The 25,276-nt window shown below is 69.0% G+C and carries 24 protein-coding genes; 15 read left to right on the top strand and 9 right to left on the bottom strand.

Annotated features, from left to right (window positions below):
* Positions 1 to 2 precede the first annotated feature (2 nt).
* Positions 3 to 950, bottom strand: coding sequence for an AraC family transcriptional regulator (locus tag AC07X5_RS29610; protein ID WP_494773049.1), 948 nt, complete (start codon positions 948 to 950; stop codon positions 3 to 5).
* An 83-nt stretch (positions 951 to 1,033) separates the two neighbouring features.
* Here AC07X5_RS29610 and AC07X5_RS29615 point away from each other — a divergent pair, with 83 nt between their 5' ends.
* Together AC07X5_RS29615 and AC07X5_RS29620 are read left to right on the top strand one after the other, a co-directional pair.
* A complete protein-coding gene (locus AC07X5_RS29615) occupies positions 1,034 to 2,104 on the top strand; it encodes an aldo/keto reductase (protein ID WP_409955978.1) in 1,071 nt (356 codons plus the stop codon).
* A gap of 212 nt (positions 2,105 to 2,316) precedes the next feature.
* The gene (locus tag AC07X5_RS29620; RefSeq protein WP_409955977.1) at positions 2,317 to 2,661 is read left to right on the top strand and encodes an Atu4866 domain-containing protein; all 345 of its coding nucleotides are present in this window, start codon (positions 2,317 to 2,319) and stop codon (positions 2,659 to 2,661) included.
* 4 nt (positions 2,662 to 2,665) lie between these two features.
* On the opposite strand, the gene AC07X5_RS29625 is transcribed toward AC07X5_RS29620, so the two are convergent.
* A complete protein-coding gene (locus AC07X5_RS29625) occupies positions 2,666 to 3,295 on the bottom strand; it encodes a dioxygenase family protein (protein ID WP_494773050.1) in 630 nt (209 codons plus the stop codon).
* Positions 3,296 to 3,336: 41 nt separating this feature from the next.
* Positions 3,337 to 4,206, bottom strand: a complete 870-nt coding sequence (locus AC07X5_RS29630; RefSeq protein ID WP_494773051.1) for a MurR/RpiR family transcriptional regulator — start codon at positions 4,204 to 4,206, stop codon at positions 3,337 to 3,339.
* A gap of 136 nt (positions 4,207 to 4,342) precedes the next feature.
* Between AC07X5_RS29630 and AC07X5_RS29635 the strand changes: the two genes are divergently transcribed.
* The gene (locus AC07X5_RS29635) at positions 4,343 to 5,338 is read left to right on the top strand and encodes a Bug family tripartite tricarboxylate transporter substrate binding protein (RefSeq protein ID WP_494773052.1); all 996 of its coding nucleotides are present in this window, start codon (positions 4,343 to 4,345) and stop codon (positions 5,336 to 5,338) included.
* Between the two features lie 4 nt (positions 5,339 to 5,342).
* Positions 5,343 to 6,296, top strand: coding sequence for a M14 family metallopeptidase (locus AC07X5_RS29640; RefSeq protein ID WP_494773053.1), 954 nt, complete (start codon positions 5,343 to 5,345; stop codon positions 6,294 to 6,296).
* A gap of 1 nt (position 6,297) precedes the next feature.
* Here AC07X5_RS29640 and AC07X5_RS29645 read toward each other — a convergent pair whose 3' ends face one another.
* A complete protein-coding gene (locus AC07X5_RS29645) occupies positions 6,298 to 7,074 on the bottom strand; it encodes an AraC family transcriptional regulator (protein WP_494773054.1) in 777 nt (258 codons plus the stop codon).
* 364 nt (positions 7,075 to 7,438) lie between these two features.
* Between AC07X5_RS29645 and AC07X5_RS29650 the strand changes: the two genes are divergently transcribed.
* The 4 genes from AC07X5_RS29650 (at position 7,439) to AC07X5_RS29665 (ending at position 10,355) form a co-directional block, all read left to right on the top strand.
* Positions 7,439 to 8,095 carry an MSMEG_1061 family FMN-dependent PPOX-type flavoprotein gene (locus AC07X5_RS29650; protein WP_494773079.1) on the top strand — a complete coding sequence of 219 codons (657 nt, stop codon included), beginning with the start codon at positions 7,439 to 7,441 and terminating at the stop codon, positions 8,093 to 8,095.
* Positions 8,082 to 8,816 carry a siderophore-interacting protein gene (locus tag AC07X5_RS29655; RefSeq protein ID WP_494773055.1) on the top strand — a complete coding sequence of 245 codons (735 nt, stop codon included), beginning with the start codon at positions 8,082 to 8,084 and terminating at the stop codon, positions 8,814 to 8,816. The genes AC07X5_RS29650 and AC07X5_RS29655 overlap by 14 nt, the downstream gene beginning before the upstream one ends.
* 202 nt (positions 8,817 to 9,018) lie before the next feature.
* Positions 9,019 to 9,561, top strand: a complete 543-nt coding sequence (locus AC07X5_RS29660; protein WP_494773056.1) for a 2'-5' RNA ligase family protein — start codon at positions 9,019 to 9,021, stop codon at positions 9,559 to 9,561.
* Between the two features lie 128 nt (positions 9,562 to 9,689).
* Positions 9,690 to 10,355 (top strand): 2'-5' RNA ligase family protein, encoded by a 666-nt coding sequence (locus tag AC07X5_RS29665; RefSeq protein WP_494773057.1) that lies wholly within the window; start codon positions 9,690 to 9,692, stop codon positions 10,353 to 10,355.
* A gap of 238 nt (positions 10,356 to 10,593) precedes the next feature.
* On the opposite strand, the gene AC07X5_RS29670 is transcribed toward AC07X5_RS29665, so the two are convergent.
* From AC07X5_RS29670 to AC07X5_RS29690, 5 genes are all read right to left on the bottom strand, one after another.
* Entirely contained in the window at positions 10,594 to 12,402 is a 1,809-nt protein-coding gene (locus tag AC07X5_RS29670; protein WP_494773058.1) for a methyl-accepting chemotaxis protein, read from the bottom strand.
* A gap of 19 nt (positions 12,403 to 12,421) precedes the next feature.
* The gene (locus tag AC07X5_RS29675; protein WP_494773059.1) at positions 12,422 to 12,946 is read right to left on the bottom strand and encodes a chemotaxis protein CheW; all 525 of its coding nucleotides are present in this window, start codon (positions 12,944 to 12,946) and stop codon (positions 12,422 to 12,424) included.
* 239 nt (positions 12,947 to 13,185) lie between these two features.
* The gene (locus AC07X5_RS29680; protein WP_494773060.1) at positions 13,186 to 15,720 is read right to left on the bottom strand and encodes a sensor histidine kinase; all 2,535 of its coding nucleotides are present in this window, start codon (positions 15,718 to 15,720) and stop codon (positions 13,186 to 13,188) included.
* A gap of 2 nt (positions 15,721 to 15,722) precedes the next feature.
* Entirely contained in the window at positions 15,723 to 16,565 is an 843-nt protein-coding gene (locus AC07X5_RS29685) for an ABC transporter substrate-binding protein (RefSeq protein ID WP_494773061.1), read from the bottom strand.
* Between the two features lie 109 nt (positions 16,566 to 16,674).
* On the bottom strand, positions 16,675 to 17,046 hold the full coding sequence (locus AC07X5_RS29690; RefSeq protein WP_494773062.1) for a response regulator transcription factor: 372 nt from the start codon (positions 17,044 to 17,046) through the stop codon (positions 16,675 to 16,677).
* Positions 17,047 to 17,189: 143 nt separating this feature from the next.
* Here AC07X5_RS29690 and AC07X5_RS29695 point away from each other — a divergent pair, with 143 nt between their 5' ends.
* From AC07X5_RS29695 to AC07X5_RS29725, 7 genes are all read left to right on the top strand, one after another.
* On the top strand, positions 17,190 to 17,891 hold the full coding sequence (locus tag AC07X5_RS29695; protein ID WP_494773063.1) for a response regulator: 702 nt from the start codon (positions 17,190 to 17,192) through the stop codon (positions 17,889 to 17,891).
* Positions 17,892 to 17,942: 51 nt separating this feature from the next.
* Positions 17,943 to 18,653: a response regulator gene (locus AC07X5_RS29700; RefSeq protein ID WP_494773064.1), complete on the top strand. Its 711-nt coding sequence runs from the start codon at positions 17,943 to 17,945 to the stop codon at positions 18,651 to 18,653.
* Between the two features lie 203 nt (positions 18,654 to 18,856).
* Positions 18,857 to 19,771, top strand: a complete 915-nt coding sequence (locus tag AC07X5_RS29705) for a nitrilase family protein (protein ID WP_494773065.1) — start codon at positions 18,857 to 18,859, stop codon at positions 19,769 to 19,771.
* A 63-nt stretch (positions 19,772 to 19,834) separates the two neighbouring features.
* Positions 19,835 to 20,998 (top strand): substrate-binding protein, encoded by a 1,164-nt coding sequence (locus tag AC07X5_RS29710; protein ID WP_494773066.1) that lies wholly within the window; start codon positions 19,835 to 19,837, stop codon positions 20,996 to 20,998.
* A 125-nt stretch (positions 20,999 to 21,123) separates the two neighbouring features.
* Positions 21,124 to 22,770: a methyl-accepting chemotaxis protein gene (locus AC07X5_RS29715; protein ID WP_494773067.1), complete on the top strand. Its 1,647-nt coding sequence runs from the start codon at positions 21,124 to 21,126 to the stop codon at positions 22,768 to 22,770.
* Positions 22,771 to 22,778: 8 nt separating this feature from the next.
* A complete protein-coding gene (locus tag AC07X5_RS29720) occupies positions 22,779 to 23,942 on the top strand; it encodes a substrate-binding protein (protein ID WP_494773068.1) in 1,164 nt (387 codons plus the stop codon).
* Positions 23,943 to 24,348: 406 nt separating this feature from the next.
* The gene (locus AC07X5_RS29725) at positions 24,349 to 25,182 is read left to right on the top strand and encodes a branched-chain amino acid ABC transporter permease (protein ID WP_494773069.1); all 834 of its coding nucleotides are present in this window, start codon (positions 24,349 to 24,351) and stop codon (positions 25,180 to 25,182) included.
* Positions 25,183 to 25,276: the final 94 nt, after the last annotated feature.

Here is a 25,276-nt window from a genome sequence, read left to right on the forward strand (position 1 = left end):
GCTCAGCCTGTGGCCATGCGCAGCCGCTGCGCATCCTTGGCCGGCGGCAGGCCGAAGGCGCGCCCATAGTCGCGGCTGAACTGCGAAGGGCTCTCGTAGCCCACGTGAAAGCCTGCGCTGGCGGCATCCATGGCCTCGGCCACCATCATGCGCCGCGCCTCCTGCAGGCGCAGCTGGGTGCGGAACTCCAGCGGGCTCATCGAGGTGACGGCCTTGAAGTGGGCGTGGAAGCTCGATTTGCTCATGCCCGCCACCTCGGCCAGGTCATCAATGCTCCAGGCCTCGGTGTAGCGCCCGCGTATCCAGGCGATGGCGCGGGCGATCTGGTTGAGCCGGCTGTCGGCTTGGGCCAGCTGGCGCACGAGGGCATTGCCCGGCCCGGTGAGCAGGCGGTAGAAGATCTCACGTTGCACCAGGGGCGCAAGTTCGGCAATGTCCTGCGGCGCATCGAGCAGCGACACCAGGCGCACGGCCGCATCGAGCAGCTCGGGCGTGGTCTGGCTCAGCGCAATACCGCGCGCCGGTGCCCCCGCTTCCTCATTGGGCACGGGGTGGCGCAGGGCCAGCTCGCTCAGGCGCGCCATGTCCAGGTCGAGCACCAGGCACAGGTAGGGGCGCTCGGCGCTGGCCTCGATCACCGAGCCCATCACCGGCAGGTCCACCGACGCCACCAGGTACTGCGCCGCGTCGTAGACGTAGCTGGTGGTGCCCAGCACCGCGCGCTTGCGGCCCTGGGCCACCAGGCACAGCGTGGGCTCGTACACCACGGGCATGGGCATGGTGGGGGCCGAGGTGCGGATCAGTCCCACGCCGGGGATGGCGCTGGCGTGGATGCCGTCGCTGGCCGTATGGCGGGCCAGAAGGTCGGCAAGGGAGTTGAGCGGCGTCTGCATGCCGGCATTGTCCACCCAGAGCCGCCCGGTGTGCAGGGCGCCTGGAGGATCGTGCAAGAACCGCGGACGAACGTTCTACGCCCTCCTGGGCGGTCGCGGCAACACTCCGTTCCAGCAATTTCGCTTGAAAGGAAAGCCTCATGACCACACCCAACGCACTCAATCACTACCGCCTGCTCGGACGATCGGGCATGCGCGTCTCGCCCATGGCCTTGGGCACCATGACCTTCGGCACCGACTGGGGCTGGGGGGCAGATGGCGACGAGTCGCGCCGCATCTTCGACCTGTATGTGGAGCAGGGCGGTAATTTCATCGACACGTCGGTCAACTACACGGGCGGCGCATCGGAGCGCATCCTGGGCGGCCTCATCAAGGGGCAGCGGGATCGCCTGGTGCTGTCCACCAAGTTCACCATGGCGCGCGACCCGGCGGACCCCAACTCCGGCGGCAACCACCGCATGAACCTGGTGCGCTCGGTCGAGGCCAGCCTGCGCCAGCTCGATACCGACCGCATCGAGCTGCTGTACCTGCACGCCTGGGACTTCACCACCTCGCCGGAGGAAGTGATGCGCGGCCTGGATGACCTGGTGCGCTCGGGCAAGGTGCTGTACGTGGGCATCTGCAACACGCCGGCCTGGCAGATCGCCCGCCTGCAGACCCTGGCCGATCTGCGCGGCTGGGCGCCGCTGGTGGCCCTTCAGATCGAATACAGCCTGGTGGAGCGCACGGTGGAGCACGAGCTGATCCCCATGGCGGCCGCACTGGGCCTGGGCGTGCTGCCATGGTCGCCGCTGGGTGGCGGCCTGCTGGCCGGCAAGTACACGCGCGCCGACCTGGCGCAGCAGGCCGAGGCCGGCGTATCGCCGTCACGCAAGGGTGTGATCGCCTCATCGGGCCACATGACCGAGCGCGCGCTGGGCATTGCCGAGGTGGTGCAGGACGTAGCCCGGGAGGTGGGGGCCAGCGCCTCGCAGGTGGCGATTGCCTGGACCCTGGCCAACCCTGCCGTGACGGCCCCTGTGATGGGCGCGCGCACGCTGGAGCAGGCGCGCGACAACATCGGCGCGCTGGGCCTGCGGCTGGCGCCCGAGCAACTGGCGCGGCTGACCGAGGCCAGCGCCATTGCGCCCATCTTCCCCGCGCGCTTCATCGGCATGCCGATGCCGCAGCGGCTGATCTTTGGCGATTCCCTGGTGCAGCGGCGCGCCTGAGGTGAAGCATTCCCTGAGCCGCTTCGCGCCTTCACCCCTCTCTCATATTGCTTCGCAATCCGGGAGGGGGACGCCCCCAGCGCAGGCGCTGAATACGCCGCCTTCGCGGCGGGGCGGCCCTTGCGCTGGGGCACTGGCTTGGGCGGCGCCAGTTTCATGCGTCGCGCGTGGCGTGCGGCGCAACGAATATCTGATACCCCACAGGAGATTCCATGATGAACAACGTCTTTTCCCACCCCGCCATGGCGCTGGTACTGGCAGGCTCGGTGCTGGCTGCCATGGCGGCAGCCCGGCCCGCGCTGGCCGCAACGCCCACAGACGCCTCAAGGTACCACGGCATGTGGGTGACGGCCGACGGCCATATCCGCCAGGAACTGCTGCCCAGTGGCCGCTATGACGAAGCGCGTGGCACCCGCCAGAGCGCCTACCAGGGCCGGTACGAGGTGCGGGGCAATCGCATCGACTACTGGGACGACACGGGCTTCACGGCCGACGGCGTGTTCGTGAACCCGGACGAGCTGCACCATGGCGGCATGGTGTTCTACCGCCGCAAGTGAGTGATCAGGCGGCGACCACGATGGGAAAGCGCGCCTGCAGCCCGTCGGACCCGCGCGTGAACGGCACGGTGAGTGCATCGCGCCCCGCCTCGGGCAGGTTGCGCCACAGGAAATCGCGCGCATTGCCCGCATCGCCCGCCACGTAGAGCTGCGTGGTCAGCAACTCGCGCTGCCCCAGGCGCACCTTGAAGTGCACGTGGGGCGTGCGCCCGCTGTACGGCACGGGGCGGATGGTGCGAAAGCGGTAGCTGCCATCCTGCCCCACGGTCACCCGGCCAAAGCCCTGGAAGGCGGCGTCGGCCTTGCCGCCATCGCCCGGGTGGTGGTAGTGGCCTTTTTCATCGCATTGCCAGATCTCCACCTGGGCGCCGCGCACCGGTTGGCCGGCCAGGTCGGTCACCGTGCCCTCGACCCAGGCGGGCTGGCCGCCCCGGTAGGTCAGCCGGCCGTTGCGCAGCAGGTCATGGTCCGCATCGTCGGGCAGGCGCACGGGGTAGAAGGGGCCCTCGGTCTGCGACGGCGTGGCGATGCGTGCGGCAACGGGCTGGGCGCGCACGCCCAGCCAGAGCGCGGGGGCGGCGACCAGGGCAGCGGCGACGGTGCGCCGGGGCAGGGTGGGGGTGTGCATCGCCATGGGATGCATGCGGCGTGCGGGGAGTTCCCTCGGGGCAACTTTCAGGCGGCGCCTTCCTTCCAGTGCTTGGCCCACAGGGCTTCTCCCCGCTCCAATGCGGCGCCCAGCTCCTTCTTGCGGCGCTGCGCCACGGCCATCACGAGCGCGTTGGCAACCGACAGCGCGGCCGTGTACGAGTCGAACGGCGAGGCGCTCGAAGTGCGCACCAGCAGCACGTGGTCGGCCGAGGCGACTGCGGGCGCCGTGGGGTCGTCGGTCATCAGCACCACCTTGGCGCCTTGCTCCCGGAAGTATTTGGCGGCGCGGGCGATGGCCAGCGAGTGGCGGCGGAAGGTGGGGGCCAGCAGCACGTCGTGCTCGCCCAGCCAGAGCATCTCGTCTTCGATGAACAAGGGGCTGGTGGCCGCCATCAGGCGCACCTCGGGCAGGCACATGTTCAGGTGCAGCGCAAGGTGGCCGGCAATGGGGGTGCCATGGCGCTGTCCCAGCAGGTGCACGCGCGCCTTGCGCTGCGTGAGCAGGCGCACCGTGGCCTCGAAGGCCGCCACATCCAGCGCGGCAAAGGTGGTGGCCAGGTTGTGCTGGTCGTGCAGCAGCACATTGTCCAGGCAGGAGCGGATGGAGGTGTCGTCGCCGATGACCGCATCGGCCCGCGTGCCCGGCGTGGCGAGCAGGGCCGTCACTTCCGAACGGGCCTCCATCTGCGCCTCGGCGTAGCTCCCATAGCCCAGCTTGGTGAGCAGCCGCACCACGGTGGAGGCACTGGTGCCCACCTGCCGCGCGAGCTGGGTGGCCGATTCGAGCAGGCCCTGCGGGTAGCGCTCCTGCAGCGCGGCCACCAGGCGCTGCTCGCTCTTGGTGAGTTTCTTGCCGTAGCTGGCGATGCGTTGGTTCAGGTTGGTCGTGGCCATGGGTCGATTGTGCGCAGATCGGCAGTGGCTGAATTTTTGGAGATATCGTTGCAAAATATTTTTTGAAATGCAAGAATATCTTCAAAAAAACTGCCATAAACGGCCTCCCTCCTGCAACCTGTCCACTGGAATTCCCATGACAAAGCTGTCCACCGTTCTTCCGTTGAGCCGCCGCACCCTGCTGGGCGCGGGCCTGGCTGCTGCACTGCCGCTGGGCGCGCAGGCGCAGGCCTTCCCGTCCCGCCCGGTCACGCTGGTGGTGCCGTTCCCTGCCGGGGGCTCGGTGGACCTGATCGCGCGCCTCTATGCCGAACCGCTGGCCAAGGCGCTGGGCACCTCGGTGGTGGTGGACAACCGGGCCGGCGCTGGCGGCTCCATCGCCAGCGCCCAGGTGGCGCGCGCCAAGCCTGATGGCTACACGCTGGTCGTGTCCTCGCAAAGCTCGCACCTGGCCAACCCGCTCACGCAGGCGAACGTGGGTTACGACCCGATCAAGGACTTCGCCTCCATCGCCCAACTGGCGCGCACGCCCAATGTGCTGGTGATGAACCCGGCCGTGCCGGCCAGGACGGTCAAGGAGTTCATCGCCCACGTGAAGGCCAACCCCGGCAAGCTCAACTACTGCAGCGCCGGGCCAGGCAGCATGGGCCAGCTCAATGTGGAGCTGTTCAAGAGCACCACGCAGATCGACGCCGTGCACGTGCCCTACAAGGGCGGCGGCCCGATGATCACGGCCCTGGTCGCCAATGAGGTGCAGTTCGGCCTCGACAACCTGGGTCCCTTCCTGCCGCAGATCCAGGCCGGCAAGCTGCGCGCGCTGGCGGTGGCGGCGCCCACGCGCCTGGCCGTGTTGCCCGACGTACCCACGCTGGAAGAGCTGGGCTTCCCCCTGAGCAACGCCACCTCATGGATCGGCCTGGCCGCCCCGGCCAAGACGCCGCCCGAAGTGCAGGCCGCCCTGTACAAGGCCGTGCGCACGGTGGCCGAACAGCCCGCCATGGTGGAGGCGCTGCAGACACGCGGCATGCTCGCGCCCGAGGCCCTGTCGTCCGCCCAGTTCACCGCCATGATGGGCGAGCGCCTGGCGGTGTATGGCGATCTGGTCAAGCGCCTTGGCATCCGCGGTGAATAAGGAGATGGAGCGAGCGGCCTTCGCGCCCGACAATTCGCCGTTGGAGGTGCTGCCGCGCGACCTGTCGGCCTACCGCCAGGGCAACACCGGCATCGAGTACGTGCACCGCTTCGAGTCGGGCCTGCCCGGCCCGCATGTGCTCATCAACGCGCTGACCCACGGCAACGAGATCTGCGGCATGGTCGCCGCCACGCACCTGCTCGACACCGGCGTGCGCCCGAAGATCGGTACGCTCACGGTGGGTTTTGCCAACGTGGAGGCCTACGAGGCCTTCGACATCGAGCGCCCGTACGAGAACCGCCAACTGGTGCACAACCTCAACCGCATCTGGTCGCCCGCCATGCTGGACGGCAGCGAAGACAGCCCCGAGCTGCGCCGCGCGCGCGAGTTGCGCCCGGTGCTGGCCGCGGCCGACAGCATCCTGGACATCCATTCCACGCGCGCGCCGGTGCAGCCCTTCTGGGTCTACCCGGAGTTCGCGCGCAATGCCGCGCTCACCCTGGCCGTGGGCAAGCCGCTGGTGCACCTGGTGATGCCACCGGGCGCGGCGCCGGGCACGGGCGTCATGTCCTATGCGCGCCACGGCGACCCGGCCAGCGACAGCCGAGGCGCGGTGGTGGTGGAGTGCGGGCAGCATTTCGCCCGGTCGGCGGCCGACCTGGCCACGGATGTCACCTTGCGCTTCCTGGCGCACCACGGCCTCATTGATGCGATTGCGCCGCAGGCCGATGCGGCGCCCGCGCGGCGCTTTCGGCTGCTGGAGGTGCACCTGGTGCAGACGCCGCGGTTCACCTTCACGCGGCCGGTGATCGGCTTCGAGACCTTTGCCAAGGGCGAGCTGATCGCGGTGGACGGGGACAAGGAGATCCATTCGCCCTGCGACGGTTGCACCATCTTCATGCCCACGCGCGACCCCGTGGTGGGGCGCGAGGGCGTGTACCTCACCGTCCAGATCTGAGCTACAGCCGCTGCCGGTACACGGCCGGCGTTTCGCCGAAGGTGCGCCGAAAGAGGGTGATGAACGCGCTGGCCGTGGCATAGCCCAGGTCCAGCGCAATCGCGTTCACGGGCACGTCGGCGGCCAGCATCTCGAGCGAGCGCATGAGCCGTGCGCGCTGCCGCCAGGCCGTGAAATTGAAGCCGGTTTCCTCCACGAAGCGCCGGCTCAGCGTGCGCGGGCTCACTGCCGCCCACCGGGCCCAGGCTGTGAGGTCGCGTTCGTCCGCAGGGTCGGCGATGAGCGCGCGGGCGATGCGCAGCAGGCGTGCGTCCTTGGGCAGGGGCAGGCCCAGGGGCTCGACCGGGAGGCTGCGGATTTCGTCCAGGATCACGCCGGCCACGCGCGACTGGCCGGCATCCAGCGGGCCCGCCGGCCATTCGGCCGCGCGCAGCACGGCCTCGCGCAGCAGGCCCGAGGTGCGCAGCGTGCAGGGCCTGGCGGGCAGGCCCTGGCAGGCGGCCGGCTCGACGTACACGCTCCAGCCATGGAAGGGCCCATGCGATTGCGCCGCATGCAGGTGGTGCGGCGGTAGCCACACGGCATGGATGGCGGGCACGACCCACAGCGCATCCTCCACCTTCACCGAGATCAGCCCGCGCAGCGAGCCGAAGAGCTGGCCGCGCGCGTGCTGGTGCGGCTCGGACATGCGCTCACCGTCCTGTGTGCCGGCGAGGGCAATGACCAGCGGACCGTCGGGCGCGTCGATGGTGGTGAGGTCGAGCTGCAGGTCGGACATCGGTGCGAGGGGTGCGGTAGGGGCTGGAAATGGCGGATTCGAGCAATCAAATGGCGTATACAGTCTACATCCGCCAATTGAATGCATCTTATTCTTGTTTGCATCGCATCAACCAACAAGGAGCCAGCCCATGCGCGCACAGGACGTTCTTCCAGACCATGTCAACCAAGTGGAGGTGGGTGGCGTCACCGTCCGCAAGGGATCGGTAGGGGCCTTTCTCGCCAATGCGCGGGTACTGCAGGACCCCGGTGCAACCGCCGCGGCCCGCGCGGCGGCCACGGGCGACATCAAGGCCCTTGCACCGGCGCTGCGCGCGCTGGGGCTGTTTGATGTACTCAAGGTCCGCGACCCGCAACTGCGCGCCCTGGTCGAGCCGACTGTGCCACAGCCGGTGGCGGCAAACGCCCCCGACCTCGATGCGCTGTACGCGCCGCCGTCGGAGATGATCCAGAAGGCGGTGCTCGATCACCTCATCGGTTGCCACGAACAGTACCTCAAGGCCGCGACCTTCTTCTGCCTGGCCACGGGCAGCGGCCAGGGGCTCGACGCCTCGCCGCGTGGCGGCCCGCCAGGCTTCGTGCACGTGCTCGACGCGCACACCGTGGCCTTTGCCGATTGGCCGGGCAACAACCGCATCGAGTCACTGCGCAACCTGGAGCGCGATGACCGCGTGGGCATGCTGTTCATCTTTCCGGGGCTGGAGGTGTTCCTGCGCATCAATGGCCATGGCAGGGTGTCCACCGCCCCCGAGCTGCTGGCCGAGCTGGCAGAAGGCGGGCGCACGCCCAAGACCGCCACGGTGGTGGCCATCAGCGAGGTGCTCATGCACTGTGGCAAGGCGGTGAACCGCGCCAAACTCTGGGCCCCGGGATCGCAGGTGGACCGCGCCAGCCTGCCCACGGTCGGGCAGATGCTGGCCGAGCTCACGCGGCTGGGCAGTGCCTCGACGCAGATCGACGACGAGCAGGTGGTGCAGATCAACGCGCACTACGAGCACGAGGTGCGGCATGCACTCTATTGAGGACCAGCGCAAGCCGGGCCTGCTGGAGCGCACTTTCGTCCGGCTGCTGCTGCGCGGCACGCGGGTGGCCGGTGTTGAACGGGTGTCGGAGCATTTCCGGCTCGTCGAGCTGGAGGGCGAGGCGCTGCAGGGCTTGGCCTGGGAGCCTGGGCACAAGCTGCAGGTCAAGGTGGCCGCGCCGTTCACGGCGCGCACCTTTACGCCCATCGTGTTCGACGCGGTGCAGGGCCGCACTCGGTTCCTGGGTTGCGCGCATGGCGCGGGGCCGGGCAGCGACTGGCTGCGGCGTGTGCGGGCCGGCGATGCCTGCCAGGTCTTCGGGCCGCACCGCTCGCTGGCCCTGGGCGATCTCGCCGGGCCGGTGGTGCTGCATGGCGATGAGACCTCCTTCGGCCTGGCCGGGGCGCTGATGGCGGCCCTGGCTGGCAGGGCCGTGCCACGCTGCGTGTTCGAAGTGGAGTCCAGCGCCGAAGCGGCGCTGGCGCTGCAGGCACTGGGTGTGGCGCCGGCGTTGCTGGTGGAGCGGCGTGACGAGGCCCGGCGGGTGCAGGCCATGGGCGACCTGTGGTCACAGCGCAGCGGCGATGGCACGCTGTTCGTGCTCACGGGCCGGTCGCAGTCGATCCAGCAGGCGCGCCAGGCGCTCAAGGCGCGCGGTGTGCCGGCCTCGCGCATCCTGTCCAAGGCCTACTGGGCGCCGGGCAAGACGGGCATGGATTGAACGCGCTCTGAGCGGGTGAACGGGTGCTTACAGATATCCCAGACCCTTCCCTCGACAGGGGTGGAGACGCGGCGCTAAGGTGGCGGTCCCGTTTCATGGGGCGATTGCAATGACCAGCCAGATGCCTTTGCCTGGAATGGAATCCGGGCCACCCCGTCCCGCACCGGGTGGCCATCCAGGATCCCACCACTTCTTCTTCGCCGTGCCGGCACTGCCATGGGTGGCGCAGCGTGCGGACTTTCTGCGTTGCCGCATGAAGCAGCGCTACCACCTGCGCGGGCGCGAGGTGCGCCCCGAGCGCATGCACATGACCTTGCTGTCCCTGGGCTGGTACGACAGCTACCACGACGACCTGGCCGCCTGGGCCGCGCGCGCGGCGCGCGACGTGCACCTGCCGGCTTTCGGCGTGCGGCTGAACCGCTGCATGAGCTTTCGTGGCCGCCAGGGCGACCGGCCGCTGGTGCTGTGCGGCGATGCGCAGGGCGTGGCGGGCTTCACGGGTCTGTACCGCGAGCTGTTCGAGGCGCTGGGCGGGCACATGCGCGAGGGCGCGCCCACGCACATGGTGCCTGACATCACCCCGCACATGACCTTGCTCTACAGCCCGGGCGAGGTCGAGCCGCAGGCCACCGAGCCACTGAGCTGGACGGTAGGCGAGTTCCAGCTGCTGCATAACAAGCGCGGCTCGCCCGGCCCCTACCAGGTGCTGGGCCGCTGGAAGCTGGGTGGGGCGCAGCTGCATTGAGCCTGCACCGGACCCAGGCACCTTGGCCCGCCTGCATCGGTCGGTGCGCAGCACTGGACAACCGGGCCCGCCAGCGCTAGTGTGGTGACCAGTGTGCGGGAGCACACCAGCCCCATGGAGTCCATGCCATGCCGCACCAGCTGTCCTTGCCAGGGGTGGAGCCTGCCGAGCCGCACCCCGCCCGGTCTGCCGCCAAGTCTGCCAGGCCGGTGCCCGAGCGGCGTGCGCGGCCCCACCACCTCTTTTTTGCCGTGCTGGCCGAACCTGCGGCCGCGTGGTGTGCAGACCGCCTGCGCCGCGAGCTGATCGCACGCCACCAGCTGGCTGGCAGCGAGGTGCGCACCGAGCGCCTGCACCTGACGCTGTTGTCCCTGGACTGGCACGCCCAGTTTTCCGAGGCCCTGGCCCTCTGGGCGGCGGGTGCGGCCAGTGGGGTAGACATGCCGGCCTTCAACATCCGGCTCGACCGCTTTCTCAGCTTCCATCGGCGCCGGGGCAACCGCCCGCAGGTCCTGTGCGGCCATGGCGAAGGCGTGTCCGGCTTCCTGGCGCTTTACCAGGCGCTGTTCGAAGCGCTGGAGTCGGCCTGGCCCATCCCGCACCCTGCGCGTGCGGCACCGGTCATCACCCCCCACATGACCCTGTACTACAGCCCCCACGACGTGGTGGAACACCCCGTGGAGCCGCTGTGCTGGACGGTGCGCGAGTTCCAGCTGCTGTACAACCGGCTCGGTGCCGGCGGCCCCTACCGGGTGCTCGGGCGCTGGAGGCTGGACCACCACCGCTTCCACTAGGGCCTTCGCGACCCCGAAATGGGTGTGAACAGGCCCTAGTGTCCCGAGTTCGAAATTCGTTGATTAAATCTCCCGACAATCGCCGCCATGCGTCGTTACAAATGCTCGCCATGCCACCCGGCATGGCTGTGCTTTGCGCCTGGCCTGGCAGCGATTTCGGCAGATTTCTTTCTTCAACGAACTTCCAACTCAGGACACTAGCCGCTGCTGGATGTGGCCGCACAGGCCTGCCAGCATGTCAGAAGCTTTCCCAGTTGTCGTCTGCGCCTGCCGTGGCTGGCACCGGCGCAGCGGCCCTGGCGTGGGGCAGGCCGGTTTGCCCGGAACCTGGGCTGCGTGCCAGCGCAGGGTTGCCGCCACGGGGGGTCTTGCGCCGCTCCGTGGCGATGCGGGACGGCGTCGCCGGCTGCGGAACCGCAGCGCGCGGCGCGCGGCTGGCGCCCTGCGGTGCGGGGGCGTCCAGGGCCGTGCCGTCGCGCGCGGGCAGGCGGAACACGGCCACCGCCTGCACCAGTTGCTGCGCCTGCAGTTGCAGGCTCTGCGCGGCGGCGGCGCTTTCCTCCACCAGGGCGGCGTTCTGCTGCGTGACCTGGTCCATCTGGGCCACCGACTGGCCCAGCGAGCCCACGCCGGTGCTCTGCTCGCGGCTGGCAGCGCTGATCTCGCCCATGATGTCTGTCACGCGGCGGATCGAGTCCACGATTTCCTGCATGGTGTGGCCCGCCTGGTCCACCAGGGCGGAGCCCTGCTCCACCTGGGTGACGCTGTCGGTGATCAGGGTCTTGATCTCCTTGGCGGCCTGTGCGCTGCGCTGGGCCAGGCTGCGCACTTCGCTGGCCACCACGGCGAAGCCCCGGCCCTGCTCGCCAGCGCGGGCCGCTTCCACGGCGGCGTTGAGGGCCAGGATGTTGGTCTGGAAGGCGATCGAGTCGATCACGCCGATGATGTCGACGATCTTCCTGCTGCTGTCGTTGATGCCCTTCATGGTGCCCACCACCTGGTTCACGACCTCACCGCCCTTCACGGCCACTTGCGATGCGCCCACGGCCAGCTGGTTGGCCTGGTTCGCGTTGTCCGCGTTGTGGCGCACGGTGGTGCCGAGCTGCTCCATGGTGGCGGCCGTCTGCTGCAGGGCGCTGGCCTGCTCTTCGGTGCGCTGGCTCAGGTCGGTATTGCCGGTGGCGATCTGGGTGGAGCCGGTGGCGATCGAGTCCGAGGCGCCGCGCACCTGGCCCACGATCTCGGCCAGATTGGCCTGCATGGTGGCCAGCGATGCCAGCACGCTGTCGCCATGCGCAGCGGCGGCGCCGGGCACGGGGCTCAGGTCGCCGCTGGCCACGCGCTGTGCGGCATCGCCCAGGGCGGCGGGTTCGGCGCCCAGGGCGCGCGTCAGGCTGCGGGTGATGAGCACGCCGGCCGCAGTGGCGGCTAGAAACGCCACCGCGCAGGCCGCCAGCAGCAGCTTGCGCTGCATGGCGAAGCGTGCGGCCGACTCGTCCATCATCTGCTGTGCGCGCTCGTCGGTGACATGGGCATACTCGCGCGTCTTTCCGATCAGGGCGGCCAGCAGGGGGCGGCACTCCTCGTTCATCTTGGCGATGGCCTCGGCGCGCTGGTTCTTGAGGGCCAGGTCCACGATGGCCAGTGCCACGGGGCCGTACTTCGCCTCGATGGCTTCGATCTCGCCCACCAGGGTGCGGGCCTGCACGCTGGTGTCGTCGGCGCCGGCGATCATGGCCTTGAGCTTGTCCAGGCGCTCCTTGACGTCCTGGTGCGCCTTGAGCACCTCGGCCTTCTCCTCGGCGATGGCGTCGGGCGTGGTCACCAGCACCAGGTTGCGTGCGGCGATGGCGCGGCGGTCGACGGCGGTGCGCACCGCCTGCGCCATGTCGCCGCGCGCATTGATGCCCGTCACGTAGTGGTCGAAGGCGTTGTTGGCGTCCGACAGTGCCTTCCAGGAGATCCCTGCGACCAGCAGCACGAGGATGGCGAGGCCCCCGAAGGCGGCGCCCAGCTTGGCGCGCACGGTCATGTTGCCGAAATTCATGGTGGTTTCTCGTTTCCTGTTACAGCGGAATGGCCATGCCCGCAGGGGCATGGGCCGTGAGCAATCGGGGCAGGTCCAGCAGCAGCAGGGTGCGTTCCAGCCCCTCCTGCGTGATGGAGGCCAGCCCGGTGACGTGGTGGGTGCTGCCCTGTTCGCCAAGCGAGGGCATCTGCCGGAACTGGACGGCCTGCAGCGCCACCACGTCCGACACGGAATCCACCACCAGGCCCACCGTCTGGCGGCCATCAGGGTTGATCACGACGGTGACGGTGCTGGCGTCGAAATTCGGCGCCAGCCCGAGGCAGACGCGCAGATCGATGACGGGAATGCCCACGCCCCGCAGGTCGATCACGCCCAGCACGTGGGGCGGTGCGCCCGCGATGCGCGTGGGGGGCTCATAGAAACGAATTTCCTGGATGCCCAGGATGCTGACGCCATACGACTCGGTACCCAGGCGAAAGGCCAGGTACTCGCCCGCTTCGTGGGCGGTGGCTGCGGCCCCGGACGCCGTGGTGGGGGCGGTGGAGGCAGGACGGGACTGCATGACACACTCGTTGTGTAAAGTGATCGAAATGATATTTTTGCATTTTAATGATAAATATCATTTGTGCAACTTCAAAGACGATTGTTTGTGTTTGATCTGATGCAATTGGAGGGGTATGCCTAGGCTTGCAGGCGAGCGGGTGGGGTTGGTAGGGGAGGGCAGATGTGCTGCCGGGCCATGGATGCAGCAGGCACTGGAGGGATGCGCCTGCCCCGGAGGCCAGGTCGCCAACCGACGCCTTACAGCTCGGCCGAGATCGTCTCGCTCGAGCCCCGGGCCGGCAGCACGACGTGGAATACCGAGCCGCGCCCGGGTGCGTTCTCGGCGTAGATCTGCCCGCCCATGGCCTCCACGATCTTCTGGCAGATCGCCAGGCCCAGGCCGGTGCCGCCCGAGCCGTCCTTGGTCTTGCTCGATTGCCGGAAGGCTTCGAAGATGCTCTTGAGTTCCCCGGGCGGTATGCCTGGCCCGTAGTCGCGCACGGCCAGGCGGATCTGGCCGATGCTGTCCACCCGGCCCAGCAGCTGGATCGCCGATCCCTCGGGCGAGAAGCGGATGGCGTTGGCCAGGATGTTGCGCACTACCTGCTGAAAGCGCACCGGGTCCACCTTGGCCGTGAGCGGCATGTCGCCCAGGCGCACGTCCAGGCGCAGCCGGCCCGGTGCCAGCAGGGGCTCGAGCTCGCGCAGCACGGGGCGGATCACGCCGCGCAGGTCCAGCCGTTCCAGGTGGAAGGTGCCCACCGTGCTTTCGATCTTGGCGACGTCCAGCAGATCGTTGACCAGGCTGAGCATGCGCTCGCCCGAGCGGTGGATGTCCTCGAACATGCCGGCCAGTCGTGCGTCGGCCTTGGCGCGCAGCAGGCCCAGCTCGGAAAACCCGATGATGGACTGCAGCGGCGTGCGCAGCTCGTGGCTCATGTTGGCCACGAACTCCGACTTGGTGCGCGAGGCCTCCTCGGCCGCATCGCGGGCCTCCTGGGTCACGCGCTCGGCCTCACGGAAGTCGGTCACGTCCATCAGCGTGCACAGGATGCCGGTGGCCTCGCCCTGGGCATTGAACACCACGGCCTTGGTCACGCGGGTGTCGCGCAGCGAGCAGTCGCCATGCAGTATGCGCGTCTCGAACTGCACCTGTCCGCCCTGGTCGAGCAGCATGCGGTCCGCGCGCGCATGGACCATGGCCTCGTCGATGGGCAGGAAGTCCTCCAGGCGCAGGCCGACCACGTGCTTGCGCTGGCGGCCCTGGTACTCCTCCCAGGCGCGGTTGACCAGCACGATGCGGCTGTCCATGTCGGTCAGGGAGATCGGCAGCGGGTTCATCTGCAGCATCAGGTCGCGGAACTCCAGCTGGTTCTGCAGGTTGCGCTGCGCTGCCCAGCGTTCGGTCACGTCCACCGCGCTGCCTGCAAAGCCCAGCACCTTGCCGTTCTCCAGCAGCGGCACCACGGCCACATCGAACAGCAGGCGGCGCCCCGCGCCGAGCTGGATCATGGCCTGGCAGGTGCGCACGCCCCCTTGCTCGCCCCGCACGAACAGCTGGGCCGCCTGGCTGCGGTCCGGCTCGTCCACCAGCTCCGGCAGCAGGCGGCTGATGGCGGCCGATTCGTTGCCGCCGCTGAGCGCGGCCCAGCGCGCATTGACGAAGGTGATCACGCCCGCCGCGTCGGTGCGGAAGATCAGCTCCTGCACGCTGCGCATGAGCACGGCCAGCTCCCGCTCGCTGTGCGCGATGCGCGCCTGCGCCTGGTCGGCCAGCAGGCGCGCCGCTTCGTGGGCGCGCAGGCTGCGCCAGGCCACCAGCGTGAGCAGCAGCATCAGGGTGCAGGCGGTGGCCCCCACGTACAGGAAGCCCGTGGAATCGCTGAGCCAGCGCTTGGCGGAGACGGCGTGGCTTTTTTCCACCACCACGACCAGCGGCTGCGTGCGCGACGCGCGGAAGGCGACGATCTGCCTGGCGCCGCCCATGCCGGCACCGACGTAGCTGGCGTGCTCCACGCCCGGCAGGTAGTCCCGGAACACCGGCAGCGCCGCGAGATCGCGCCCCGCGAGGGCAATGCCCGAGCTGACCAGCACTTCTCCGTCATAGGAGGCGATGGCGGAGCCGAACCCCTCCTCGCCCACCGCGAGCTGCTGCCGGTTGGCCAGCGAGTCCGGGTTGAGCAGGCCCACCAGCTGCAGCGGCCGGCCGGCATCATCCGCATAGCCCCGCACCAGGGGAATGAAGCCCAGGCCGACGGGTGCGGTGACGTCCGGCGCGTTCCTGGCCAGGCTGGCCAGCCCGCGCCCGCGCAAAAAAGGGCCGATGGTGCTGCCGCCGTTGGATGCCACGGGCCCCAGTTGCTCGACCTTGATCACCAGCTCGGCCTCGCCCGGCAGGCTGCTCGCGATGACGCGGCCGCCGATGTCCACCACCGCGATGGCGCGCAGGTAGGGTGTGCCGGCCAGGGCCTGGCGCAGCGCGGTTTCGGTCTGGGCCGGGTCCTCCAGGGGCTTGCGCAGGGCGGCGGTGTCGGCCAGCGCCCCCAGCGCGAAGATGCCGCCCTCGACCGTGCGCGTGGCCTGGTCTTCCAGCATGCGCGCCAGCAGCTCGGCTTTTTCCTGGTCCCAGCGCAGGGCGTTGGCCCGGTCGCCAAGCCCCACCAGCGCGGTGGCCACGGCCACTGCGGCCGTGAGCAGCAGGCCCGTGGCCAGCGCCACGGTGCTGACGCTGCGCCGCACCCGGGCCAGGGCGCGCAGCGCCTGGTGCAAGCGGAGCGGCGCCTCGGTGCCCATGCTCAGCGGATCACGATCTCGCTCAGGCCATTGCGGCTGGCCGCGGCGTCGAGCCGGCCATCGCGCTGGATGCGCGCCACAAAGTCGTCCATGGCCTTGAGCCAGGCGTCATCCCCCGGCTTGACGGCATAGGCATAGGGCAGCACGCGCACGGGCTGGGGCGGCGCCACCAGCCGTGCCCAGTCGGCATTGTCCAGCAGGCGGCGGCTGTAGGGGTAGTCGGTCATGAACACGTCCACCCGGCCGCCTTCCAGCTCCCGCTCGCGCGTGGCCGGTGGGGTCACCGTGACTACCTTGGCGTGCTGGAGCAGCTCGGCCATCACCGGCCCCATGAAGGTGCCTGCCTGCACGCCCACCAGCACACCGGGCCTGTCGATGTCGGACCACTGGCGCACCACGGGATTGCTCTTGGTGGTGATGCCATAGATCCCGCTGGCCAGGTAGGGGCGGGTGAACTTCAGGTGTTCCATGCGCTCGCGCATCATGCCGATGGCGAACATGCCCGCATCGCAGCGGTCCGCCTTCAGGTCCTGCACCAGGGTGGCGAAGGAGGATTCGACATACTCCACCTTCGTCCGCAGGTCCTTGCCCAGCTGGGCGGACAGATCGATGTCGATGCCGCTCAGCTGGCGCGTGCGCGGGTTGCGGAAGGTGACACCGTAGTAGTCGGGCCAGATGCAGATGCGCACACTGTGGCGCGCCTTCACCCTGTCCAGAACCGGGCCGGCATGGGCGCCGGTACCGAGCACCAGGCCCAGCAGGACGGCAGCGCACAGCATGGCCTGGCGCAGAAGGGGGCTGCAGGGCGGGCGCGGGGCCAGGGGGCGGTGCGGCAGGGCGTGCATCAATCAATCGACCATGGGTGGGGGATGGGTGTCGTGTGGTGCCCCAAGTATCGGCAATTCCACCCGGGCAGGCGAGGCCCAGATTCCCACGCCTGCGCGCTGCCGCCTGTCACATGGCCGCTTCCTGCCGGTAGATGGAGGCCAGCACCTCGGCCGTGCGAAACGGCTTGACCAGGTAGTCGTCCGCGCCGGCCTGCAGGCCTCGCAGCCGGTCCTGCGCCTGGCCGAGCGCGCTCAGCATGATCACCTTGGCATGCCGCAAGGCGGAGTCCTGCTTGAGCAGGCGGCAGACGTCCAGGCCCGAGAGGCTGCCTGGAATCATCACGTCCAGCAGCACGACATCGGGCAGGAAGCTGCGCGCCATCGCGAGGCCCGTGGCCCCTTCGGCGGCCTCCTGGATCTCGAAGTCGTCGAACTCCAGCGTCATGCGCAGCAGTTTGCGGATGTCGGCATGGTCTTCGACAATCAGTACCTTTTTCATGCAGCGGTAGCGGGAGTGCCTGAGGAGTCTTTGGGTGGGCGCGCAACGCGGGGAGTCGAAAATCCCAAAAAACGATCAAAAAAATCATTTTTATCAAATGCATAGTGTAAATCAAACAGGGGAGGCGTTAAACTGGTGAAGTGATGAAAAGTGAAACCTCTTCTGAACCCGAACCGTCCGTGCAGGAGCATGTGAGCACCTTCGAGGCCGCCCGTATGCTGGGCCTGGCGGTGCGCTCGGTGCAGCTGATGGTGGATCGCAACGAGCTGCGCGCCTGGAAGACGCCGGGCGGCCATCGGCGCATCTCGCGCGAATCGGTGGAGCAGTGGCTGCGCGGCCGGGCGGGCGGCACAATGCCCTCCGGCAGCGAGTGGGGAGGGCTCACCGGGCCCGCGCCCCTTGCGGCGATGCCGCCAGCATCGCCTGTGCCGCAACTGGCACCCGCCGTTGCACGCGATGGCGCTGCGCAGGTGCTGCTGATCGAGGACTCCATCCATTTCCAGAACCTGGTGTCGCTGCTCGTGGAACAGAACTTCCCCGGCGTGCACCTGCACATCGCCAACGACGGCATCACCGGCCTGGCGATGTACGGACAGATCCAGCCCGACGTGCTGATCGTGGACATCCTGCTGCCTGGCATCGACGGCGGCGCCCTGATCACCACGCTGCGCTCGCACCCCCAGTTCGCCAAGAGCCGCCTGATCGTGGTGACCTCGCTGGACGAGTCGCAGCGCGCGCCCTATGCGTTTGCACTGCAGGGCGTGAACGTGATCCACAAGCCACGCCTGGTGGCCGAGCTGCCGGCGCTGCTGGCCAGCGACCTTGCACTGAAGGCCGCCGGGTGAGCGCGTGAAAGCGTTCCAGGTACCGGGCAAGCAGTCCATGGAGCCCCTGGCGTGAAGAACCGGCGCGTGCTCCTGGTCGAGGACGATGCCTCCATCTCGCGCTTCGTCGCCATGGCGGTGGAGGATCTGGGGGTGGACCTGGTGCCCTGCGCCGATGTGGCATGTGCGCTGGCCGAACTGCAGGCCCGCCCCGCCCGCCTGCTTCTCACCGACCTGATGCTGCCCGGCCTGTCGGGCTTTGACCTGCTACGGCGGCTGCAGGCCGACCCGGCCCTGCAGGGCGAGGCCAAGGTGGCGATCTTCAGCGCCGGCATCAATGCCGCCGTGCTGGCCCATCTGGAGGCGCTGCCCGTTTGGCGCGTGCTGCGCAAGCCGGCCTCCGTGGTGCAGTTGCAGACCTGCGTGCAGGATGCCCTGGAGGACGCTGAGCCGTCTGCGCTGCCGCAGGCCCCCGCCGTACCGGACGACGGTGACGTCGTCACCACCTACTTCGCCGGCAACACGGCGCTGTTCCACGCTTACCGCGCCAAATGCCGCGTGCAGTTGCCACACGACCTGCAGGCCGGCGATGCGGCGCTGGAACTGGGGGACCTGGCAGCCCTTCAACGCCTGTCGCACAGCCTGGCCACGGTGCTGCGCACCCTGGGATGGTGTGCCGACAGCGTGGTGGCCAAGCAGATCGAAGCGGCCGCGGGTGCAGGCGACCAAGCGGCCGCGCAGCAGGCCTGGGACCGGCTGCGCCCACGCCTGCTGCAGGTCTGAGTCTGCAGGGCCGTGCGCGGGCGCGGCACGCATTCCCTGTGACAAGTTGTTGACGCGCCATTTTTGCGCGTCCATAATTTGCAGCACCGGCGCGGTATTCGCTGCACCGGGACCTCAGCAGCATTGCTGACCACATACCGGCTATGAAAGCCCCTGACATGCGCTACCGCGCGGTCAGGGGCTTTTTGCTTTTTGGAGCTTGAATGTCATCTTTGTCGTCTGCCCCGGGACAGCGCCTTGCGCCGGGACCGTCCGCGCACCTGGTCACCGTGGCCAGCATCCAGATGGAGCCGCGCATCGGCCGCAAGGAAGAGAACCTGGCGCGTTCCGTGGCCCTGGCCGAGCGTGCCGCCGCCAGCGGCGCGGCCCTGGTGGTGCTGCCCGAGCTGGCCAACAGCGGCTACGTGTTCGACAGCCGTGCCGAGGCCTTCGCCCTGGCCGAAGCCGTGCCGCACGGGCCCACGACAACGGCCTGGGCCGAGGTCGCGCAGCGCTGCAACATCCACATCGTGGCCGGCATGGCCGAGCGCGACGGCGACCGGCTCTACAACGCCGCCGTGGTGATCGGGCCCACCGGGTGGCTGGGCACCTACCGCAAGCTGCACCTGTGGGGCGACGAGCACCTGTTCTTCGAGCCCGGCAACCACGGCCTGCCCCTGTTCCACACCCCCTGGGGCCGCCTGGGCGTGGTGATCTGCTACGACGGCTGGTTCCCCGAGGTCTACCGCCTGCTGGCCATGCAGGGCGCCGACGTGGTGGCCATGCCCACCAACTGGGTGCCCATGCCGGGCCAGCCTGCGGGCAGCCCGGCCATGGCCACCACCCTGGCCATGGCCAGCGCGCACAGCAATGGCCTGAACATCGTCTGCGCCAACCGAACCGGCACCGAGCGCGGCCAGCCCTTCATCGGGCAGAGCCTGATCGTCGATGCCCAGGGCTGGCCGCTGGCCGGGCCCGCCGACGTGGAGGGCGCGGACACCGTGCTGCTGGCGCAGATCGACCTGGCGGCCACGCGCCGGGCGCGCCAGCTCAATGCTTTCAACCATGTGCTGCGCGACCGGCGCGACGACCTGTACGACCCCATGCTGGGCACCGGCTGGCCGCTGCCCCGGCACTGATTCCCTGTTCTTCCCCCTGTCCTTTTTCGTTCTGTTATCTCTCTTCAACCAAGGAGCCTTTTGATGAAAACCATCGCTTCCCTCGTGCGCTTCGGCGCCATCGCCCTGGCCGCTGCGCTGTCCCTGCAGGCTCAGGCCGCCGACCCCATCCGCATCGGCGTGGCCGTGGGCCTGTCGGGCGCCAACAGCGTGGTGGCGCCGGCCGTGGTGCAGTCCTCGCAACTGGCCGTCGAGGAGATCAATGCCGCGGGCGGCATCCTCGGGCGCAAGGTCGAACTCGAGATCGTCGACGACGCCTCGGGTGCCGTGGGCGCGCAAAAGGCCTTCGACACCCTGGTGTTCCAGAAGAAGGTCGATGCCATCATCGCCATGGAGACCAGCGCCGCGCGCAATGCCGCGCTGCCCATCGTCTCGCGCGGCAAGGTGCCCTACATCTACACCTCGTTCTACGAAGGCCGTTCGTGCAACCCCTGGATGTACGTGAACGCCTGGGTGCCCGAGCAGCAGGTGGCGCCCATCGTCAACTACTTCTGGTCCAACCTCAAGGCACGCAACTTCTTCCTGGTGGGCAACGACTACGCCTTCGGCCGTGGCATGCTGGACTTCACCAAGAAATACATCGAGAAGAACGGCGGCAAGGTGGTGGGCGAGGAGTACCTGCCCATCGACGGCTCCGACTGGACCTCGGTGATCAGCAAGATCCGCGCAGCCAAGGCCGATGCGCTGATCAGCGCCACGGCCGGCGGCGCGCCCAATGTCTCGCTTGCCAAGCAGCTGCAGGGCTCGGGCCTGAACCTGCCCTATGGCAACCTGGCCATCGACGAGGCCACGGCCAAGAACATGGGCGATGTGGCCACCGGCATGTACATGTCGGCTTCGTACCTGACGACCATCGACACGCCCGAGAACCAGAAGTTCATGGCGGCGATGACCAGGAAGTTCGGCGCCGACCTGAAGACGCCCAACGAACTGTCCGAACCGCAGTACGAGGCCTTCCATCTCTACAAGGCCGCTGTCGAGAAGGTGGGCGCGGTGGACAAGGACAAGATCATCAAGGCCCTGGCCGAAGTCTCCTACACCGGGCCGCGTGGCGAGGTGCGCATGGACAAGAGCCGCCACGCCCCGCTGGCCATGCGCCTGGGCCAGATCCAGGCCGGTGGCGCCATCAAGATCCTGCAGACCTTCAAGGGCGTGGACCCTGGCGTGCAGTGCCCTGACCTGAAGTAAGCGCGTTGTTCCTCTCCGGCGCCCGCGGTGCCGGATGTCTCCCCCTCCCGTCCCCCTGCCCAGGCGGGCGCACCCTGCCGCCCGCTGGCGCAGCCATGCCCACCGTTCTGTCCGAGGAGCCCTGCATGCCCTTGCACCGTTTCACCCATTCCATTGCAGGCCGCCTGGCGCTCGGGTTCGGCTGCCTGCTGGCGCTGATCGTGGCCGTGGCCGCCATGAATGCCTGGTCCTCCCAGCGTGTCGGCCAGCAGGTGCGCCAGATCGTGGAGGTCAACAACCAGCGCGCCACCCTGGCGCGCGAGCTGCTGGACGACATCAACCTCATGGCGGTACAGGTGCGCTCCGTCGTGCTGCTGTCGGACATGGCAGAGCTCAAGGCCGAAGCGGCCGTGCTGGAGAAGGCGCGCAGCGGCTATGTGCGCACCGAAAAGGCGCTTGCCGCCGCCCTGGCCGACGCCCGCGCCGACGAGCGCCGCATGGCGGCCGACATCGCCCTGCGGGGCGCGCGCGGCATGGCCCTGGTGCAGCAGGCGGCCCGGCACGGACTGGCGGGCGCCAACATCGACGCCACGGCCGCCCTGGCCGAGTTGCGGCCCGTGGAGGCGCAGTGGCGTGCCGGGATCAATGCGCTCATCGCCCTGCAGGCCGAGCGCAACGCCACGCTGGCCACGGAGGTCGGCGCGCAGATCCAGCGCGCCACGGCCATCGGCGCCTTGCTGGCGCTGGCTGCTGTGGCCCTGGGCGTGCTGGTGGCCTGGCGCATCGCGCGCGGCATCCAGCGGCCGGTGGAGCGCGCGGTGCGCATCGCCGAGCGCATTGCCGAAGGCGCTCTGGACAATGCCATCACCCCCGCCGGCCAGGGCGAGGTGGGGCGGCTGCTGGATGCCATGGCCACCATGCAGAGGCGCCTGCGCGGCCTGGTGGCCGACATCCGCGATGCGGCGGTGAGCATCGACGCCGCCAGCTGCGAGGTGGCTGCCGGCAACCTGGACCTGAGCCAGCGCACCGAGCATGCAGCGGCCCGCCTGCAAGAGGCTGCGCATGCGCTGGACCAGCTGGCCGGCCGGCTGCACGGCAGCGCCGAGGCAGCCGGGCAGGCCAATGGCCTGGCGGGCAGCGCAGCGGCGGTGGCACGGCGCGGCGGCACGGCCATGGAGCAGGTGGTGGCCACCATGGGCGAGATCGACCGTTCTTCGCGGCGCATCGCCGACATCATCGGCACCATCGACGGCATTGCCTTCCAGACCAATATCCTGGCGCTCAACGCGGCCGTGGAGGCGGCCCGTGCCGGCAATGCGGGGCGTGGTTTTGCCGTGGTGGCGGGGGAGGTGCGTGCACTGGCCCAGCGCAGCGCCGTGGCGGCCGCAGAGATCAAGGGCCTGATCGCCGACAGCCTGGCCCATGTCACGGCCGGTGCGCGCCTGGTGCAGGGCGCGGGCACCACCATGGGCGACATCGTGGCGAGCGTGGGGCAGGTGTCCGGCCTCATCGGCGAGGTGGCCATTGCCTCCAGCGCGCAAAGCGGGCGCATCCAGGGCATCAACCAGGCCATTGCCGAGCTGGACGATGCCACGCAGCAGAACGCCGCGCTGGTGGAGGAGGGCGCGGCCGCTGCAGGCAGCCTGCAGGAGCAGTCGCGCCGCCTGCTGGCACTGGTGGCGACCTTCCGCCTGGACGCCGAGGCTGGTGTTGCCCTGCCCCAGGGCTTGGCCGTGGCCACCGCGCCCCGGGCGGTTGCACCATGGACCTTGCCCCTGGTGGCCGCACGGTGAGCCGCGCGATGGCAAGCCCGATTCACCCCCTCGCCTGGCTGCTGCTGTGGGCTGCAGCGGGTGCCGCACCTGCGCAGCCGCGCGCGGGCGAGCCCATCCGCATCGGCGTGGCCGTGGGCCTGTCGGGCGCCAACAGCGTGGTGGCACCGGCCGTGGTGCAGTCCTCGCAACTGGCGGTCGAGGAGATCAATGCCGCGGGCGGCATCCTGGGCCGCCCGGTGCAGCTGGAGGTCATGGACGACGGCTCGGGTGCGCAAGGGGCGCGCAAGGCGGTCGAGGCACTGGTGTCCCAAAAGCGCGTGCATGCCCTGATCGCCATGCAGACCAGTGCCGCGCGCAACGCGGTGCTGCCCATCGTTTCGCGGGCCCAGGTGCCCTATATCTACACCTCATTCTACGAGGGGCGATCATGCAATCCCTTCATGTACGTCAACGCCTGGGTGCCCGAGCAGCAGGTGGCGCCCGTGGTCGATTACCTGGCGCGGCAGCGCAATGCGCGCAGCTACTTCCTCATCGGCAGCGACTATGCGTTTGGCCGCGGCATGCTGGAGTTCGCGCGCCAGACCATCCAGAAGGCGGGCGGCAAGGTCGTGGGCGAGGAGTACCTGCCCATCGACGGCAGCGACTGGACCGCGGTGATCGCCAAGGTCCGCGCGGCCCACCCCGATGCGCTGGTCAGCGCCACGGCCGGCGGCGCGCCCAATGTGTCGCTGGCCCGCCAGCTCAGGGCGGCCGATGTGCGCCTGCCGCTGGGCAACCTGTCCATCGACGAGGGCACGGCGCGCGAGATGGGCAGTGCGGCCACCGGCATGCTGATGGCGGCGTCGTACTTCCCGTCCATCGACACCGCGCACAACCGGGCCTTCCGCATGCGCATGCTGGTGCGCTTCGGTGCCGATCTCAAGGCGCCGAACGAACTCTCGGTGCCGCAGTACGAGGCCTTCTTCCAGTACAAGGCCGCGGTGGAGGCTGCGGGCAGCACCGATGCGGCCCGGGTCGTCAAGGCGCTGGGCGAGGTCACGGTGACCGGCCCGCGCGGCACCCTGCGCATGGACAGGGGGCGGCACACGCCGCTGCCCATGCGCCTGGGGCAGGTGCGCTCGGACGGCAGCATCCGCATCCTGGAAACCTTTGCCAGCGTGGACCCGGGCGCGCAGTGCCCGGGCCTTTGAAGCACCTGTCCGGCGCGCAGGTGCTGGACGCACTGACAGGAGGAAATTGCGGGGCAGGCCGCCCCGCGCTTGGTTGACGCTGGTGTGACCGGCTGTCATAATCGATTTGACTGCACTGGCACAGCCACGGCAGTCCCTCAGCAGCATTGCTGACCACATACCGGCTATGAAAGCCCCTGACATGCGCGCACCGCGCGGTCAGGGGCTTTTTGCTTTCTGGAGTCTGAAAAATGTTCCGAGTGGGACCCCTCCCGCCACCGCTACCCCACCGCATACCGCAGGCACGGCCTGTGCATTGCGCTTTGCGCTCTCTCGCCACCGACAAGAATCCTGGAGACCTCCGATGACAAGAACACTCCCCTGCGCCCGTTGCACTCACCCCTTTGGCCACCACTAGGAGCACACCATGGTTCTATTGCTGGATCTGCTCACCACCGCGGCGATGCTGTTCGTCGTCACGGCGGGTTTGATGGTGGTCTTCGGGGTCATGAAGATCGTGAATTTTGCGCACGGCGCGCTGCTCACTTTGGGCGGCTATGCGAGCTACGTGGTCACACGGCTGCAGCTCGATCCCTGGCTGGCCTGGCCACTGGCCATCGTGGTCGGCGTGGCCGTGGGCATGCTGGTGGAGGCGCTCATCGTGCGCCCGCTGTACAACCGGCCGCTCGATGCCATCCTGGCCACCTGGGGCCTGGGCATCGTGATCGGCCAGCTCATCGTGATGGCCTTCGGCCGCGAGGTGCAGTTCGTCGGCGCACCGCTGTCGGGCACCTGGCGCGTGGCGGGCGTGGACTACTCGGCCTACCGCCTGGTGCTGGTGCCCGTGGCCGTCGTGCTGTGCCTGGCGCTCACCGGCCTGCTCAGCGGCACGCGCTTCGGCGTGCGCACGCGCGCCGTCATCATGAACGAGGACCTGGCCAGCAGCCTGGGCATCCACTCGGGCCGGGTGCGCTTCATCACCTTCAGCCTGGGCGCGGGCCTGGGTACGCTGGCGGGCGCCATGATCACGCCGCTGTCCAGCGTGGACTCCAACATGGGTCTGCCCTGGCTGGTCAGCGCCTTCATGCTGGTCATGGTCTCGGGCCATTCCATGGCCAGCCTGCTGCTGACCTGCGCCGTGTTCGGCGCGGCCCAGGTGCTGGTCAGCACCTATGCCAGCCCGGTCCTGGGCGGACTCACCATCGCCGTTCTTGCAGCCGTCACGCTGCGCCTCCGTCCCAAGGGGTTTTCCCGTGGCTGATACCACCCTCATGAACCATGTTCCTGCGCCGCAGCCTGCGGCAGATACGCCCTCTGGCGCCACCTACCGCTTCGTGGTGCTGGCCGCTATCGGC

The organism is Acidovorax sp. GW458-11-26-14-TSB4, from assembly GCF_059423865.1.